13 protein-coding genes are annotated in these 14,822 nt (G+C 67.4%); 1 reads left to right on the top strand and 12 read right to left on the bottom strand.

What is annotated here, in order from left to right; all coding sequences use genetic code 11:
• The 3 genes from D0901_RS13650 to D0901_RS13635 form a co-directional block, all read right to left on the bottom strand.
• A partial coding sequence (locus D0901_RS13650) for a transposase (protein WP_162500872.1) occupies window positions 1–242 on the bottom strand: 242 nt, incomplete at its 3' end.
• Between the two features lie 434 nt (window positions 243–676).
• Window positions 677–1,552: a PhzF family phenazine biosynthesis protein gene (locus tag D0901_RS13640; protein ID WP_129140853.1), complete on the bottom strand. Its 876-nt coding sequence runs from the start codon at window positions 1,550–1,552 to the stop codon at window positions 677–679.
• Between the two features lie 20 nt (window positions 1,553–1,572).
• A complete protein-coding gene (locus tag D0901_RS13635) occupies window positions 1,573–1,734 on the bottom strand; it encodes a DUF1127 domain-containing protein (RefSeq protein ID WP_129140852.1) in 162 nt (53 codons plus the stop codon).
• 165 nt (window positions 1,735–1,899) lie between these two features.
• Between D0901_RS13635 and D0901_RS13630 the strand changes: the two genes are divergently transcribed.
• Window positions 1,900–3,339 carry an aminotransferase-like domain-containing protein gene (locus D0901_RS13630; RefSeq protein WP_129140851.1) on the top strand — a complete coding sequence of 480 codons (1,440 nt, stop codon included), beginning with the start codon at window positions 1,900–1,902 and terminating at the stop codon, window positions 3,337–3,339.
• 15 nt (window positions 3,340–3,354) lie between these two features.
• On the opposite strand, the gene D0901_RS13625 is transcribed toward D0901_RS13630, so the two are convergent.
• From D0901_RS13625 to D0901_RS13585, 9 genes are all read right to left on the bottom strand, one after another.
• Complete coding sequence (locus tag D0901_RS13625) at window positions 3,355–3,780, bottom strand: hypothetical protein (protein WP_129140850.1); 426 nt, start codon at window positions 3,778–3,780, stop codon at window positions 3,355–3,357.
• A 36-nt stretch (window positions 3,781–3,816) separates the two neighbouring features.
• Window positions 3,817–5,103: an MFS transporter gene (locus D0901_RS13620; RefSeq protein ID WP_129140849.1), complete on the bottom strand. Its 1,287-nt coding sequence runs from the start codon at window positions 5,101–5,103 to the stop codon at window positions 3,817–3,819.
• Window positions 5,104–5,243: 140 nt separating this feature from the next.
• Complete coding sequence (locus tag D0901_RS13615; protein ID WP_129140848.1) at window positions 5,244–6,746, bottom strand: CoA-acylating methylmalonate-semialdehyde dehydrogenase; 1,503 nt, start codon at window positions 6,744–6,746, stop codon at window positions 5,244–5,246.
• 33 nt (window positions 6,747–6,779) lie between these two features.
• Entirely contained in the window at window positions 6,780–7,709 is a 930-nt protein-coding gene (gene iolE / locus D0901_RS13610) for a myo-inosose-2 dehydratase (protein WP_129140847.1), read from the bottom strand.
• Window positions 7,710–7,764: 55 nt separating this feature from the next.
• Window positions 7,765–9,612 (bottom strand): 3D-(3,5/4)-trihydroxycyclohexane-1,2-dione acylhydrolase (decyclizing), encoded by a 1,848-nt coding sequence (gene iolD / locus D0901_RS13605; protein ID WP_129140846.1) that lies wholly within the window; start codon window positions 9,610–9,612, stop codon window positions 7,765–7,767.
• Entirely contained in the window at window positions 9,609–11,561 is a 1,953-nt protein-coding gene (locus tag D0901_RS13600; RefSeq protein ID WP_129140845.1) for a bifunctional 5-dehydro-2-deoxygluconokinase/5-dehydro-2-deoxyphosphogluconate aldolase, read from the bottom strand. The genes iolD and D0901_RS13600 overlap by 4 nt, the downstream gene beginning before the upstream one ends.
• Before the next feature lie 113 nt (window positions 11,562–11,674).
• Entirely contained in the window at window positions 11,675–12,799 is a 1,125-nt protein-coding gene (locus D0901_RS13595) for a Gfo/Idh/MocA family protein (RefSeq protein ID WP_129140844.1), read from the bottom strand.
• 11 nt (window positions 12,800–12,810) lie between these two features.
• Window positions 12,811–13,674 carry an ATP-binding cassette domain-containing protein gene (locus D0901_RS13590; protein ID WP_203234875.1) on the bottom strand — a complete coding sequence of 288 codons (864 nt, stop codon included), beginning with the start codon at window positions 13,672–13,674 and terminating at the stop codon, window positions 12,811–12,813.
• Window positions 13,674–14,783 (bottom strand): ABC transporter permease, encoded by a 1,110-nt coding sequence (locus D0901_RS13585; RefSeq protein ID WP_425256178.1) that lies wholly within the window; start codon window positions 14,781–14,783, stop codon window positions 13,674–13,676. The genes D0901_RS13590 and D0901_RS13585 overlap by 1 nt, the downstream gene beginning before the upstream one ends.
• Window positions 14,784–14,822: the final 39 nt, after the last annotated feature.

Below are 14,822 nucleotides of genomic sequence, written 5' to 3'. Positions count from 1 at the left end.
CGTTCCCAGACACCCGCTTCCTGCCAGTCGCGCAGGCGCCGCCAACAGGTCACGCCGGAACCGCAGCCCATCTCTTGAGGCAACATCTCCCAAGGGATACCCGAGCGCAGGACGAACAGGATGCCTGTCAGGGCTGCACGATTGGAAACGGGAGGTCGGCCGCCACGCGGCTTGGGCTGAGGCGGAGGCAGTAGCGGCTCGACGATAGACCAGAGTTCATCGGATACGATCTTCTTAGCCATGCCCAAAATCTAGGAATGGCTAGAGCCGCTTTCAAGGTTTTGAAAGGCGCACTTAGGCGTTGCGGTGGTGTCACGGGTGTAGTCAACTGATCGCCGGCGGCCTCAAGGGGCTTATGACGACGCGTACTTGGCCCCGGCCGGGCACGCCGGCGTTGATCCGCCCGCTGGTGCCACGACCGGCTAGCGCTTATGGTTAGCGGACGAAGCCCAATGATAAAGGCCTCCCATGTCCCCGGCCGGTCGCACCTCTCGTCAACCCCGCCATGGCGCCACCCGGCGGCGTCAACCGCGTCGCCCCGCCCCGGGCCGTTCGTTGGGCAGTGCTGACCGCTGGCTCGATGTGCTGGTGACGCTCAGCGTCGTCACGGCATTGGTGACCGGCCTGGTGGCACTGGCCGTCACCTTGCTGAAGTGACGCGGCCTCGCCGGTGGCGTCACAGGTAGAGCCGCCCTTCACCGACACGCACGGCGTCACCGGCAATGTGTACCGTCAGGCCGCCGCCCGCGGTGCGGCGTGCGCGAGCGTGAATCCGGCTGGGTCGGCCCATCTCCACGCCCTGATCGATCTGCCAGGACCACTCGCCATGGCCCTCCCGCTGGCCGGCCAGATGACTGGCGAGTGCCGCCGCGGCACTGCCGGTGGCCGGGTCCTCGCGCAGGCTGTCTTCCATCGAGATCATCCGGCTGCATACCCGGCCGCCCTCGGTGTCGGTCTCCTCGATGACGTGGCAATAGATCGCCTGCTCGCCGCTGGGGGCGATCGCGCGCGACCATTCCTCGGGTGAGGGGCAGGCCCTTGTCAGCGACTGACGCGAATCGAGTTCGATGAGATGGAAGGGCAGCCCGCACGAAGCCAGCACCGGCTCGCCGATCACCTGGTGCGTGGCCAGCCCGAGCAGCCTGGCGGCATCGCGTCGCGAGAGCCGACCGCTGACGGGGGACATCGGCGGCGGGGTGGTGACGCTCGGTCGCCCCTCGACGACCGCGATGGCCAGGGCCCCGGCGGGGACGTCGAGATGCAGCGAGCCATCCACCGCCAGGCCGAGCGCGTCGAGCAGGAAGGCGGCGCCGACCGTCGGGTGGCCGGCGAACGGCAGTTCCATGGTCGGTGTGAAGATGCGCAAGGCAAAGTGCCCGGGCCGGTCGCCGCGCGACACGAAGACCGTCTCCGAGAGATTCAACTCGTTGGCGATCGACGCCATTTCCTTCTCCGTGACGTCGGCATCGACGAATACCGCCAGCGGGTTGCCGGCGTAACGCCGTGTGGTGAAGACATCCAGCAGGACATAGTCGGCGTGACGTCGAGACATGGTGGTTCCTCATGGGTGAGTTATTGCCAGAATCGCTTGGTCCCCTCGCGGCGGGCATCGTCACGGGTAAGCCCGATATCGCGGAGTTGGCGGTCGTCGAGATCGAGCAAGCCGTGGCGCGAATGGTGACGGCGGGACTGACGCAGGAGGCGGGCGAAGAGGCGCGACAATGGGCGTGACATGGTGCTGTTCCCCCGATGGATGGTGTCCTGTCAGGGTATGTCGCTCCCTTCTATCCATACAGATTCAGATTTGATAGCTTCATGGATACAGATAAGCGAGAAAGCGCGCTGTATCGTCGGATTCTGCCGGATCTGTATGGTGGAGTCTCTGGCCTGGAGTGTCCCATGACCCGTTATGAACAGGTGGCGGAAGAACTGCGTCGGCGTATCGAACACGGCCTTTACCGGGTCGGCGATCGGCTGCCCTCGATCCGTGCGCTGTGTCAGGAATTCGGGGTCAGCGTTTCCACCGTCCAGGAGGCCTACCGGCGCCTGGAAGACGTGGCGCTGGTCGAGTCGCGGCCCAAGTCGGGCTTCTTCGTGCTGCCGCGCCAGGTGCCGACGCAATTGCCCACCATGACGCGCCCCGCCCAGCGGCCGCTGGACGTTTCGCAGTGGGATCAGGTCCTGGCGATGGTCGGCTCGCCCGGCGACGAGACGGTGCTGATGCTGGGCGGGGGCATTCCCGACCTGGAGAGTCCCACGCTCAAGCCGCTCCAGCGCCTGCTCGGCGGCCTGCACCGGGGCAGCGGCGCCCAGGGCTACAACTACGACCCGCTGGCCGGCAGTCTCGAACTGCGCCGTCAGGTCGCCCGGCTGACCACCGCCTCGGGCTGCCTGCTGCACCCCGACGACATCCTGACCACCACCGGCTGTCAGGAAGCGCTGGCGATCGCCATTCGCGCCCTGGCCGGCCCCGGCGACGTGGTGGCGGTGGATTCGCCGAGCTTCTACGGCACCCTGCAGATTCTCAAGGCCAACGGCCTCAAGGCGCTGGAGATCCCCACCGATCCGCAGACCGGCATCAGTCTCGAGGCGCTGGAACTGGCCCTCGAACAGTGGCCGATTCGCGCCATTCAGGTCACGCCGACCTGCAACAATCCGCTGGGCTACACCATGCCGGAGGCCAAGAAGCGCGAGCTGGTCCGCCTCGCCCAGCGCTTCGACGTGGCGATCATCGAGGACGACGTCTACGGTGACCTGGCCTACGGGTTGCCGCGGCCGCGTACCCTCAAGTCCTTCGACGACGACGGCCGGGTGCTGCTGTGCAGTTCGTTCTCCAAGACCCTGATGCCGGGGCTGCGGGTCGGCTGGATCGCCCCGGGCCGCTACCGCGACCGGGTCGCCCACATGAAGTACGTCTCCACCGGCGCCTCGGCGACCCTGCCGCAACTGGCGGTGGCGGCCTTCGTCGAACGCGGCCACTACGAACGTCACCTGCGCGAGATCACCCGCCAGTACCAGCGCCATCGCGATATCCTGCTGGGCTGGATCGAACGCTGGTTCCCCACGGGCACCGCGGTGAGCTACCCCCAGGGCAGTTTCCTGCTGTGGCTGGAGATGCCGGCGGGCATCGACTGCGTGGACCTCAACGCGCGGCTGGCCGCGTCGCGAATTCGTATCGCTCCCGGCTCGCTGTTCTCGGCCTCCGGCAAGTATCGCGACTGTCTGCGGCTCAACTACGCCCCGCGACCGACCGCCGATACTGCCCGGGCGGTGCGCACCGTGGGCGAGACGCTCTCCGCGATGCTCGACGAGGAACGTGCCTGGCAGGCCTCGTCGTGATACTCGTTCGCCGCGCTACGGGTGCGGCGCGCCCCGTCGGGCGATCAAGCAGCGGGTGAAGACCCACATGCCCAGCCCCCAGGCGCCGTTGACGACGAAGCCGATGGGAAACACCGCGGGGTTGAAGCCGCGCCCCTTGAGCGGGAACACCACCAGCAGGGCGACCAGGGTCAGCACGACGCCGCCGAACAGCCCGCTCTTCCACCACAGGCCCCGGTCGACGCCAAGCCGGGCGAACAGGCCGAGCATGACCACGCCCCAGACGCCGCCCCAGAAGCTCGCCGAAAACCACTGCGGCACGCCCAGCGGGGCCACCGGCGCGGTGGCGTAGGGCGCGAAGGGGATCACGCCGTAGGCGTGCAGCAGGCCGACGGCGGGCTGGTGGAAGCAGAGCACGGCGAGAAAGCCGGCGACGAAGGCGAGTAGCACGAAGCGAGGCATCACGGGGCTCCCGATGAGGATACCCCGCAGTATGGCTCACGCCCGGGCGGGCGTGGCCTCGACAATGCCCTCGTCTTGGGTCTCGACCTCATTGAAGCGATCGACCCGGCGCAGCACGGGGAAGCCCTTCATCCACAGCCCGACCACCGCCAGGGTGCCGAGGCCGCCGATCACCGCCGCCGGTACCGCCCCCAGCCAGGCCGCCACGGTACCGGCGCGGAACTCACCCAGCTCGTTGGAGGAGCCGATGAACAGCATGTTGACGGCATTGACGCGCCCGCGCATGGCATCGGGTGTGGCCAGTTGCAGCAGCGTCAGGCGGATGTTGATGCTGATCATGTCGGCGGCCCCGGCGATCACCAGCGCGGCGAATGACAGCCAGAAGGTCTCGGACAGCGCGAATACCAGGTTGGCCACCCCGAATACCACCACCGCGGCGAACATCACCCGACCGACGTGACGACGGATCGAGCGCACCCCGAGATACAGCCCCATCAGCAGCGCGCCGACGGCGATCGCGCTGCGCAGCGCGCCGAGCCCGGTGGGGCCGACGTGGAGGATGTCCTGGGCATAGATCGGCAGCAGGGCGATCACCCCGCCGAGCAGGACCGCGAACAGATCCAGCGAGATCACTCCGAGGATGATCGGCTGGGCGCGAACGTAGGCGATACCGGCGGTGAAGCGCTGCCAGGCGCTCCCCGTCTGCGGCGCGATCGGGCCGGCGTAGCGCACCGGTACGGGCACCAGCAGTGCCAGCGCGAGCAGGAAGCAGCCCAGGCACACCGCGTAGGCGACGCTGCCACCGAATGCATAGAGCAGCCCGCCGAGCAGCGGGCCGCCGATCACCGCGATCTTCATGATCGCGCTGTTCAGGGCGATCGCCTGGGCGAGCTGGTCGCGCGGCACGATCTGTGGCAGCAGGCTCTGCAGGGTGGGGCCGGTGAAGGCGCGGGCGCAGCCGAACAGCGCCAGCACCGCGTAGAAGGGCGTCACGTCGTGGGTCGAGCGCGAGGCCAGCCACAGCAGCAGCGTGCTGCACACGGCCTGCAGCGCCCAACTGGCGATCAGGATGGGCTTGCGCGGCAGGCGATCGACCAGGTCGCCGGCGGGCAGCAGCAGCGCCACCATGGGCAGGAATTGGGCCAGCCCCACGTAGGCCAGCGACAGCGGTTCATGGGTGATGTCGTAGACCTGCCAGGCGACCACCACCGCCTGGATCTGCATGGCGAAGACCGCCGCCAGCCGCGAGACGAGAAAGGCCAGAAAGCCGGACTGGCGGTAGACGCGCGATGCGTCACCAACGGGGGCAGGGGCGGGGGACATGCGGCGTTCCGGTCGGCGGCGATGGCGCCTATTCTACGCCGCCGGCGGGGAAAGATCATTGCGGCTAATTGCTAACCGGCTAAGCATGTCAGGCAGGAACCGGGGCGTACGGGGCCGGCCCGATACGCCCTGGGCCAAGGTCAGTGCGTGGGCATGTTGAAGTGATTGGTTTCTTCACGAATGCCGCTCGGCCAGCGCTGGGTCACGGTCTTCATGCGGGTGTAGAAGCGCACCCCGTCGCTGCCGTGCATGTGTAGCGGGCCGAACAGCGAGCGCTTCCAGCCACCGAAGCTGTGGAAGGCCATGGGTACCGGGATCGGCACGTTGACGCCGACCATGCCCACCTGGATCCGCTCGCAGTACTGGCGTGCGGCGTCGCCGTCGCGGGTGAAGATCGCCGTGCCGTTGCCGAACTCGTGGGCATTGATCATCGCCACCGCCTCGTCGAAGCTCGCCGCGCGGGCGATCGCCAGCACCGGGCCGAAGATCTCTTCGCGGTGGATACGCATGCCCGGCTTGACGTGGTCGAACAGGGTGCCGCCGATGAAGAAGCCGTTGCCGGCATTGGCGATGGTGGTCTCGCGGCCATCGACGACCAGTTCCGCGCCTTCCTCGACCCCGGTGGCGATGTAGCCCTTGACCTTCTCCAGATGGTCTTTCGTGACCAAGGGGCCCATGTCGTTGTCGGGACCGTCGACCAGACCGGGGCCGACGCTGAGCGTGGCGAGCTTTTCGACGAGTTTCTCGCGCAGGCGGCTGGCGGTCTGCTCGCCGACCGGCACGGCCACCGAGATCGCCATGCAGCGCTCGCCGGCACTGCCGTAGGCGGCGCCCATCAGGGCGTCGACGGCCTGATCGAGATCGGCGTCGGGCATGATCACCATGTGGTTCTTGGCGCCGCCCAGTGCCTGGACCCGTTTGCCGTGGGTGGAGCCGGTGGCGTAGATGGCCTCGGCGATCGGCGTGGAGCCGACGAAACTGACCGCCTCGACACGCTCGTCGGTGAGCAGCACGTCGACGGCTTCCTTGTCGCCGTTGATCACGTTGAACACGCCGTCGGGCAGGCCGGCCTCGGAGAGCAGTTCGGCCAGGCGCAGCGGCGTCGACGGATCCTTCTCGGAAGGCTTCATGACGAAGGTGTTGCCGCAGGCGAGGGCGATGGGGAACATCCACATCGGCACCATTGCCGGGAAGTTGAACGGGGAGATACCCGCGCACACACCCAGCGGCTGCATCATGGAGTAGCTGTCGACGCCGGTGCCGACGTTCATCGAATGCTCGCCCTTCTGCAGGTGGGGAATGCCGCAGGCGAACTCGACCACCTCGAGGCCGCGGGTCAGCTCGCCCTTGGCATCCGAGAATACCTTGCCATGCTCCTGCGAGATCAGCGTGGCCAGCTCGTCGGCGTGCTGCTCGACCAGCGTCTTGAACGTGAACAGGATACGCGCGCGCTTGAGCGGTGAGATCGTCGACCATTTGGCGAATGCCTGGTCTGCGCTGGCGATGGCCTCGCGGGTCTCGTCGGCGCAAGCCAGCGCGACCTGGGCACTCTGCTCGCCGGTGGCGGGATCGTAGACCGGGGCGAAGCGCTCGCTGCGGCCGGTCACGGTGGTGCCGTCGAGATAATGGGGAATCGTGTTCATGGGGTTGCCTTTCGAGTCATGGGTAAGGGGGCGTCATCGAGGGGCAGCGCTGCCCGGCCCCGTTCGATCGTCGACGCTGAAGCCCGCCCGTTCGGCCAGTCGGCGCAGGTTGCGATAGCCCAGGCGCGCGTAGGTCAGCGGATGGGCGACTTCCGGATCCTGTTCGGCCTCGACCACCAGCCAGCCCTGATAGCCGGATGCGCGCAAATGCTCGAGCGTGGGGAGGAATTCGACATTGCCATCGCCCGGGACGGTGAACAGGCCGTCGAGGACCCCGTCGAGGAAGCTCTTGTCACGATTGTGCAGATCATCGAGCACCGGGAAGCGGATGTCCTTGCAGTGGACATGCCTGATGCGCGACGCATGGCGCTGGGCGATCGTCAGCGGATCGCCGCCGGCGCCCACCAGGTGCCCCAGGTCGAGCAGCAGGCCCACGGTGTCGCGGGTCGAACCCATCAGGCGTTCGATATCCGCCTGGCTCTCGATCACGGTGCCCAGGTGATGGTGATAGGCCATCCGTATGCCGCGTGCCTCGAGGTGATCGGCGACCACGTTCAGGCCGTCGGTGAGTCGCGCCCAGTCGGCCTCGTCGAGGTGCGGACGCTGGGAGAGCGGGTGCGATTGGTCGCCGTGCACGCAACGGCTGACCTCGCAGAACACCATCACGTCGGCACCGCAGGCCTTGAGCAGGTCGAGGTGCGACTCGAGTGCCTCGATCTCTTCCTCGGGGCTGCGTTCGAGTAACCGGGCGGAGTACCAACCGGAAACCAGCGCCAGATCGTGGCGGGCCAGCACCTCGGACAATGCCTGCGGGGTACGCGGGAACTTCTGTCCCAGCTCGAAGCCGGAGAAGCCGGCCTGGCGACCCTCTGTCAGGCACGTTTCGAGCGGGGTGTCGCCACCCAGGCTGGGCAGATCGTCGTTGGTCCAGGTCAGCGGGTTGATGCCGAGACGTACGCTCATGGTCATGCTCCCTGCCGGCCGATGTCGTCGGCCGAGCGCTAGTGAATGGTCGCCGTCAACGATGCTGGCGCTGCTTGGCGTCCAGGTAGCGGCGGTAGGCCTGCTGCACCTGAGGACGCCGGGAAACCTCCGGTACCGCCACATCCCACCAGGCGCCACCTTGCTCGGTGCTGGGCAGCGGGTCGGTGTCGATGGCGATGACGTAGGTCGAATCGGCGGCGCGAGCACGTTCCAGGGCGGCCTCCAGCACTGCGATGCCGGTCACCGACTCGGCCCGGCAGCCCAGCGAACGGGCATGCGCGGCGAAATCGATCTTGGGTGCCCCCGCGGGCAGGGTGCGGCAATCCTCGAGCAGATTGTTGAAGCCGGCACCGCCGGTGGCCTGCTGCAAGCGGTTGATGCAGCCGAAACCCCGGTTGTCGAGCACCACCACGATCAGCTTGTGCCCGAGCATGACCGATGTGGCGAGTTCAGAGTTGTGCATCAGATAGCTGCCATCGCCGACCATCACGAACACCTCGCGCTCGGGACGAGCCATCTTCATGCCCAAGCCGCCGGCGATTTCGTAGCCCATGCACGAGAAACCATATTCGACGTGGTAACTGCCGGGCCCGGCGCAGCGCCACAGCTTGTGCAATTCGCCGGGGAGCCCGCCGGCGGCACAGACCACGGTACCGTCATCGCCGGCCTGGCGGTTGACCGCGCCGATGACCTCGGCGTCGCTGGGCAAACGCGTTCCATGGTCGGCCGTCACGGTGTCGACGACCTGCTGCCATTCGCGCTTGAGACGCCCGGCGAGTTCGCGCCAGTCCTCGGCGGCGTGCCAGGCATCGAGTCCGTCGTCGAGGCGCTCGAGGCCGACGCGGGCATCGCAGGTCAGCGGCAGTGCACCGTGTTTGTGGCTGTCGAAGCGGGCGACATTGAGCGCGACGAGTGTCAGGTCGGCGCGTTCGAACAGGGCCCGCGAGCCGGTGGTGAAATCCTGCAAGCGGGTGCCGACGGCGAGGATCAGGTCGGCGTTCTCGGCCAGTCGGTTGGCGGCCTCGCTGCCGGTAACGCCGATGGCGCCGACGTTGCAGGGATGGTCATCGGGCAGCGCGCCCTTGCCGGCCTGGGTCTCGGCGACCGGGACGCTGTGCCGGCGGGCAAAATGCGCCAGGCTGTCGCAGGCGTCGGCGTAAGGCACGCCGCCGCCACTGATGATCAGGGGGCGGTTCGCGCGTTGCAGGGCGTCCAGCGCCGCGGCCATTTCGTCGAGATCGGGCTGCGGTCGGCGGATGCGGTGCACACGCGTGGCGAAGAAGGTCTGGGGGTAGTCGTGGCTGTAGGTCTGCACGTCCTGCGGCAGCGACAGCGTCACCGGGCCGCAGTCCACCGGGTCGAGCAGGGTGGCGATGGCCTGGGGCAGGCTGGAAAGCAGTTGCTCGGGGCGCGTCAGGCGATCGAAGTAGCGCGACACCGGTCGGAAGCAGTCATTGACGGTCACGGTGGGGTCGGCGAAATTCTCGAGTTGCTGCAATACCGGGTCGGGCGCGCGCGAGGCGAAGGTATCACCGGGCAGCAATAGCAGCGGCAAGCGATTGGCATGGGCCAGGGCGGCGGCGGTGACCATGTTGGCGGCGCCGGGCCCGATCGATGAGGTCGCGGCCATCAGACGGCGCCGCCCATGGGCCTTGGCGAAGGCGACCGCGGCATGCGCCATGGTCTGTTCGTTGTGCGCGCGCCAGGTCGGCAGTTCCTCGCGGGCGTGGTAGAGCGCTTCGCCGAGCCCGGCGACGTTGCCGTGGCCGAAGATCGCGAACACCCCCTCGAACAGCGGATACTGTTGCCCCTCGATCTCGATGCGCTGGGCGGCGAGGTAGCGGACCAGCGCCTGCGCCATGGTCAGTCTGACGGTGGTCATGACAGGTCTCCTTCGACATGTGCGGGGGTGGCGCGCAGGCGCTGCCATTCCCCGATCAACTCGGCGTAGTTGCTCGCCACCCTGTCGATCAGTTGGGTATCGTCGAGAACGCCGGCCAGCCACTCACGGCTGGGGCCGGCGAATAGCGTGCGACCCACGGTGAACCCCTTGCACCGGCGGTGGGTGGCGGCGGCGGCAAAACCCCGCTTCATCGCTTCCATGGGGGCATCCAGGCCCAGCAGTACCACGCCGCGACAATGGGGGTCCTGCGCGTCGATGACGCGGCTGACGGCCGCCCAGGCGGCATCCGGCATGGCCGGCAGCTTCCACCAGTCGGGCCGGATGCCCAGGTTGTAGAGCCGGGTCAGCGACCGGGCCAGGGTCCGGTCGTCGACGTCCGAGGGGTCGGGGGGAATCACTTCGATCAGCAGTTCCAGGCCGAAGGCGCAGGCCGCCTGGTAGAGCTGGCGCAGTCGCGCTTCCTGTTCGAGACGCAGACTCAACGGGTCGTCAGGGTGGTAGAACACCAGGCACTTGATGATGTGCTCGCGTGGCCAGTGGCGCAGTTGGCTGCCCAGGTCGTCGCCATGCTGGAAGCGCAGTGGCCGTGAACCGGGCAGCTCGACCGGCCGACCGATCCACCACTGCTTGCCGGTGGCATCGTTGAGGGCGTCCTGGCCGAAGATGTCGTCGACCAGAATCGCCGGTGTCGCGAGTCCCGTTCGGCGGGCGCCCTCCTCGGCGGCCTTGACCAGCAACTGCTTGAGAAGGGAGAGGCGAGCCGGATCGGCCTTGACCTCACGGGCCATGTCGGTGAGCTGGCGGCGGTGATCGAAGGCCAGCCCGCAGACCTGCGGCCATTCGATGGGCACGCGGGTGGTGACGCGGTGCAGATGGTTGAGACGCGCGTCGCGGTCGGGGCGCTCGAGGGTCTCGCGTCGACTCAGATAGTCGAACAGTTCTTCCTCGGTGGGCATCGCCGGCGCACAGCCGTGGCGCGACACCACCAGCGCGCCGCAGGCATTGGCATAGCTGGCGCTGGTCGCCCAGCTTTCCCCCCTCAACCAACCACGGAGCAAGCCGCTCATGAAGGCGTCGCCGGCACCCAGCACGTTGAGTACCTCGACCTCGACGCCCTCGATCAGGATGCCGTCTGCGAGTTGATCGGGAATCGCGCCCTCGATGATCACGCACCCCAGGGCGCCCAGCTTGCACACCAGGGTGGCGTCGCTGAACTCGCGGACCCTGCGCAGCGAGGCCAGGGTGTCGGTGCTGCCACCGGCGATGTGAAACTCCTCTTCGGTGCCCACGATCAGGTCGAAGTCGGCCAGCCAGCGCTGCAGGTGACGGGTGACCTGTTCGTCGGCGATGAAGCGGGTTTCGCCGTCGCCGGGAGGGGTCAGCCCCCAGAGTACCGGCCGATAGTCGATGTCCAGAATGCGCTTGACGCCGTGTTCGGCGGCGGCGTCGAGTGCCTTGCGGCAGGCGCGCTGGGTGGTCTCGGTGGACAGGTGGGTGCCGGTGATCGCCAGCGCCTTGGCACGGGCGATGAAGGCCGGGTCGATCGCCTCGGCATCGACGGCCATGTCGGCGCAGTCGCGACGATAGAACAGCAGCGGAAAGGTGTCGCGATCCTTGATGGCGAGGATCGCCAGCGCAGTGTGACGGTCGGGGTCGGTCTGCAGGGCGCTGACATCGACCCCGGCGCGACCCAGTTCCTCGCGCACGAAGTTGCCCAGCTGCTCGTTGCCGACCCGCGAGAGCATGGCCGATCTGAGGCCGAGCCGCGCGGTACCGTAGGCCATGTTGCCGGAACTGCCGCCCAGGTACTTGGCGAAGCTCGAGACATCCTCCAGACGGCTGCCGATCTGTTGCGAATAGAGATCCACCGCGACACGACCGAGGCAGATCAGGTCCAGAGCGTGTGGATCCTTGGATGATTCGAGCATGGGGCTCTCCCTGTCGCTTGTCGTTGGTCTGGCATCCGATCCGGGCAGGTCGGGTGCGTCATGACGTGTTGTGGCAACGAATCGAGTGGTTGCAGGCGTCTCGAATCGTCGGGTCAGTGCAGTGCCACCCAGCCGGCTTGGTGATGGGAGGCCTCTATCGCCTCGATCAGCCGGTTGACCCGCCAGGCCTCGCGGAAATCGGGGTAGAGCGGCCGGTCGGCGGCGATGCCCTCGACGAGATCGCGGATCTCGATGACCTTCTGGTCGTTGTAACCGAGGCCATGACCGGGCGCGGGGCTGAAGGCGCCGTAATCTCCGTGCTCGGGACTCGACAACAGGGTGGTGAAGCCGCGTCTGCCAGGCGGGCCGTCGTGGCGGTAGAGCTGCAGTTCGTTCATGCGCTCCTGATCGAAGATCAGCGAGCCCTTGGTTCCGGTCACGGTGTAGGCGAGCCCCATCTTGCGGCCGCAGGCGATGCGCGAGGTCTCGATATTGCCCATCAGGTCGCCCTCGAAGCGCAGCAGGGCCTGAGCCTGATCGTCGTTCTCGACGCGCGCCGTGTCCGTGCCTTGCGGCGAGGGGCGTTGCACGATCAGGGTCTGCAAGTCACCGCAGACGGCGACGATGCGTCGCCCGGTGAGATATTCGGCGAGGTTGAGGATGTGAGCGCCGAGATCGCCCAGCGCTCCGGCGCCCGCGGTGGCGCGGCGTGTGCGCCAGCCGTGGGGCAGTTCGGGGTCGGCCAGGTAGTCTTCATCGTGGCGGCCCCGGAAGTGAACGAGTTCCCCGATCTCGCCGCTGGCGATGATCTCCCGGGCCAGGCAGGTCGCCGGGTTGCGGATATAGTTGAAACCCACCAGGGTCTTGACCCCCCGGCGTTCGGCGGCCTCGGCCATCTCCCGTGCCCCGGCGGCGCTCAGGGCCAACGGTTTTTCCGCGTAGACGTGCTTGCCGTGAGCGATCGCGGCAAGTGCCATCTCCTGGTGCAGGAAGTTGGGGGCGCAGATGTCCACCACGTCGATGGCCGGGTCGGCGACCAGGGCCTGCCAGTCCCCGGTGGCCCGGGCGAAGCCCAGCTCGCGTGCCTTGCGGCTCGCCAGTTCGGGGTCGACGTCGGCGAGCAGATCGCAGACCGGGTGCGCCGACAGGGCGAAGACGCGCGGTGCCGCATGCAGAGCGACGGCATGGGCCTTGCCCATGTAGCCGGTCCCGATCAGGCCGATGTTGAGTGACTGCATGGGGGCGTTCCTCAGCCGCTGGTCAGGGGCGTTCCGTTGCCTGGATGGGCAGCGGAAGAGGCCGACGAATCCGAGGCGGCTCCCTGGTCACGCTGGAATTCGGCCAGCTCGGCGTCGAGGCTCTCCAGTTCGGCGCCACCGGCCATCATGTTGAGGACCTCCTCGCGGCTGATCGCGTCCTTGCGGAAGGTGCCCAGACTGGAGCCGCGCTTGAGCAGGGTGAAGGCGTCCGCCACCGGGTAGGCGTGGTGTACGTTATGGGTGATGAATATCACCGCCAGGCCGTCGGCGCGGGCCTTGGCGATGTAGCGCAACACCACCGAGGCCTGCTTGACGCCCAGTGCCGAGGTCGGCTCGTCGAGGATCAGCACCTTGGCCCCGAAGTAGACGGCCCGGGCGATCGCCACGCACTGGCGCTCGCCACCGGAGAGCGTACCCACCGGCTGGCTGGGGTCTCGCACGTCGATGCCGATCTTGGCCATCTCGGCCATGGCGATCCGGTCGGCGTAGTGCCAGTCGATGCGCTTGAAGGGCCCCCAGCCGACGGTCGGTTCTCGGCCCATGAAGAAGTTGCGGGTGATCGACATCAGGGGAATCATCGCCAGATCCTGGAAGACGGTGGCGATACCGGCATCCAGCGCATAGGCGGGCGACTTGAAGCGGATCTCCCGGCCTTCGACGAACATCTGGCCATGGCTTGGCTTGTGCACGCCCGATAGGGTCTTGATCAACGTGGACTTGCCGGCGCCGTTGTCGCCCAGCAGACACATGACTTCGCCGGCGTGCACCTTCAACGAGATGTCGTTCAGGGCGATGACGTTGCCGAAATGCTTGCTGACGTTGCGCATCTCGATCATGGAAAGGGATTCGCTCATCATTTGGACTCCATCGCCTTCTTGCGCACGAAGTTGTTGAAGAGCACGGCCACCAGCAGCATCACGCCGAGGAATACCTTGAACCAGTCGGTATTGACGCCGGTGTAGAAAATGCCCATCTGCACCATGCCGAAGATCAACGCGCCCAGGGCCGCGCCGATCGCCGAGCCGTAACCGCCGGTCAGCAGGGCGCCGCCGATGACCACGGCGATGATCGCCTCGAGCTCCTTGAGCAGACCGCGAATGGTGTCCGCCGAGCCCGTGTCCATGACCTGGAGGCTGGCGAAGACCGTCGCCGACAGGGCCGTGAATATGAACAGCGAGATCTTCACCCGGCGAACCGGAACGCCCGAGTTGCGCGCCGCGTTGGCGTCGCCGCCGCTGGCGAAGATCCAGTTGCCGTAGGGGGTGCACAGCAGCACCCAGGTGGCGATGGCGGTGAGCGCCAGCCACCAGACGATCGAAACCGGGATACCGGTCACCACCGGGTTGCCGGCGAAGTTGGTGCCGATCCAGCCGTGCGCCGCCAGCCAGGCGAACAGGCCGCTGCCGACTTCGCCGGAGAACAGCGCCGCGAACCAGTCGCCGGGGATGCGCTCGGCGATGCCGCCGATCTGTGTACGACCGGTGAGCAGCCGGCTGAGGCCGATGGCCAGGCCACGCAGGATGAACAGGAAGGCCAGTGTGACGATGAAGGACGGCAATCCCGTGCGGTTGACCAGGTAGCCGTTGACCCAGCCGACCAACACGGCGCAGGCAAAGGCCAGCAACAGGGCGGCCCACAGCGGCCAGCCGTATTCCATGGTGGGAATGGCGATGACGATGCCGGCCAGGCCGACCATCGAGCCGATCGACAGGTCGAATTCGCCGCCGATCATGAGCAGTGCGGCGGCGGTGGCGAGGATACCGAGCTGGGCCGATACCTCGAGGAAGTTCATGATCCCCGCCGGGGTGAACATGCCGGTGCCGCTGGCTGCGACCAGGAAGAAGGCGATGACCAGGATGGTGCCGGCCACGGCGCCCAGCTCGGGGCGTCTCAGCGCCTTCTTCCAGAAAGGAATGGCGGTGATGCGCTCATCGCCCCCGTTCGGCGAGCGGGTCTGCGTCATGGTGTTCATGGAAGTTTCTCCCGGGCCCGGCTTGCCGCC

It is taken from the genome of Modicisalibacter coralii, assembly GCF_004117855.1.
In the GTDB taxonomy this organism is placed as follows: Bacteria; Pseudomonadota; Gammaproteobacteria; order Pseudomonadales; family Halomonadaceae; genus Modicisalibacter; species Modicisalibacter coralii.
The sequence above is the reverse complement of the archived record's forward strand: the minus strand, read 5'-3'. Positions and strand labels throughout refer to the sequence as shown.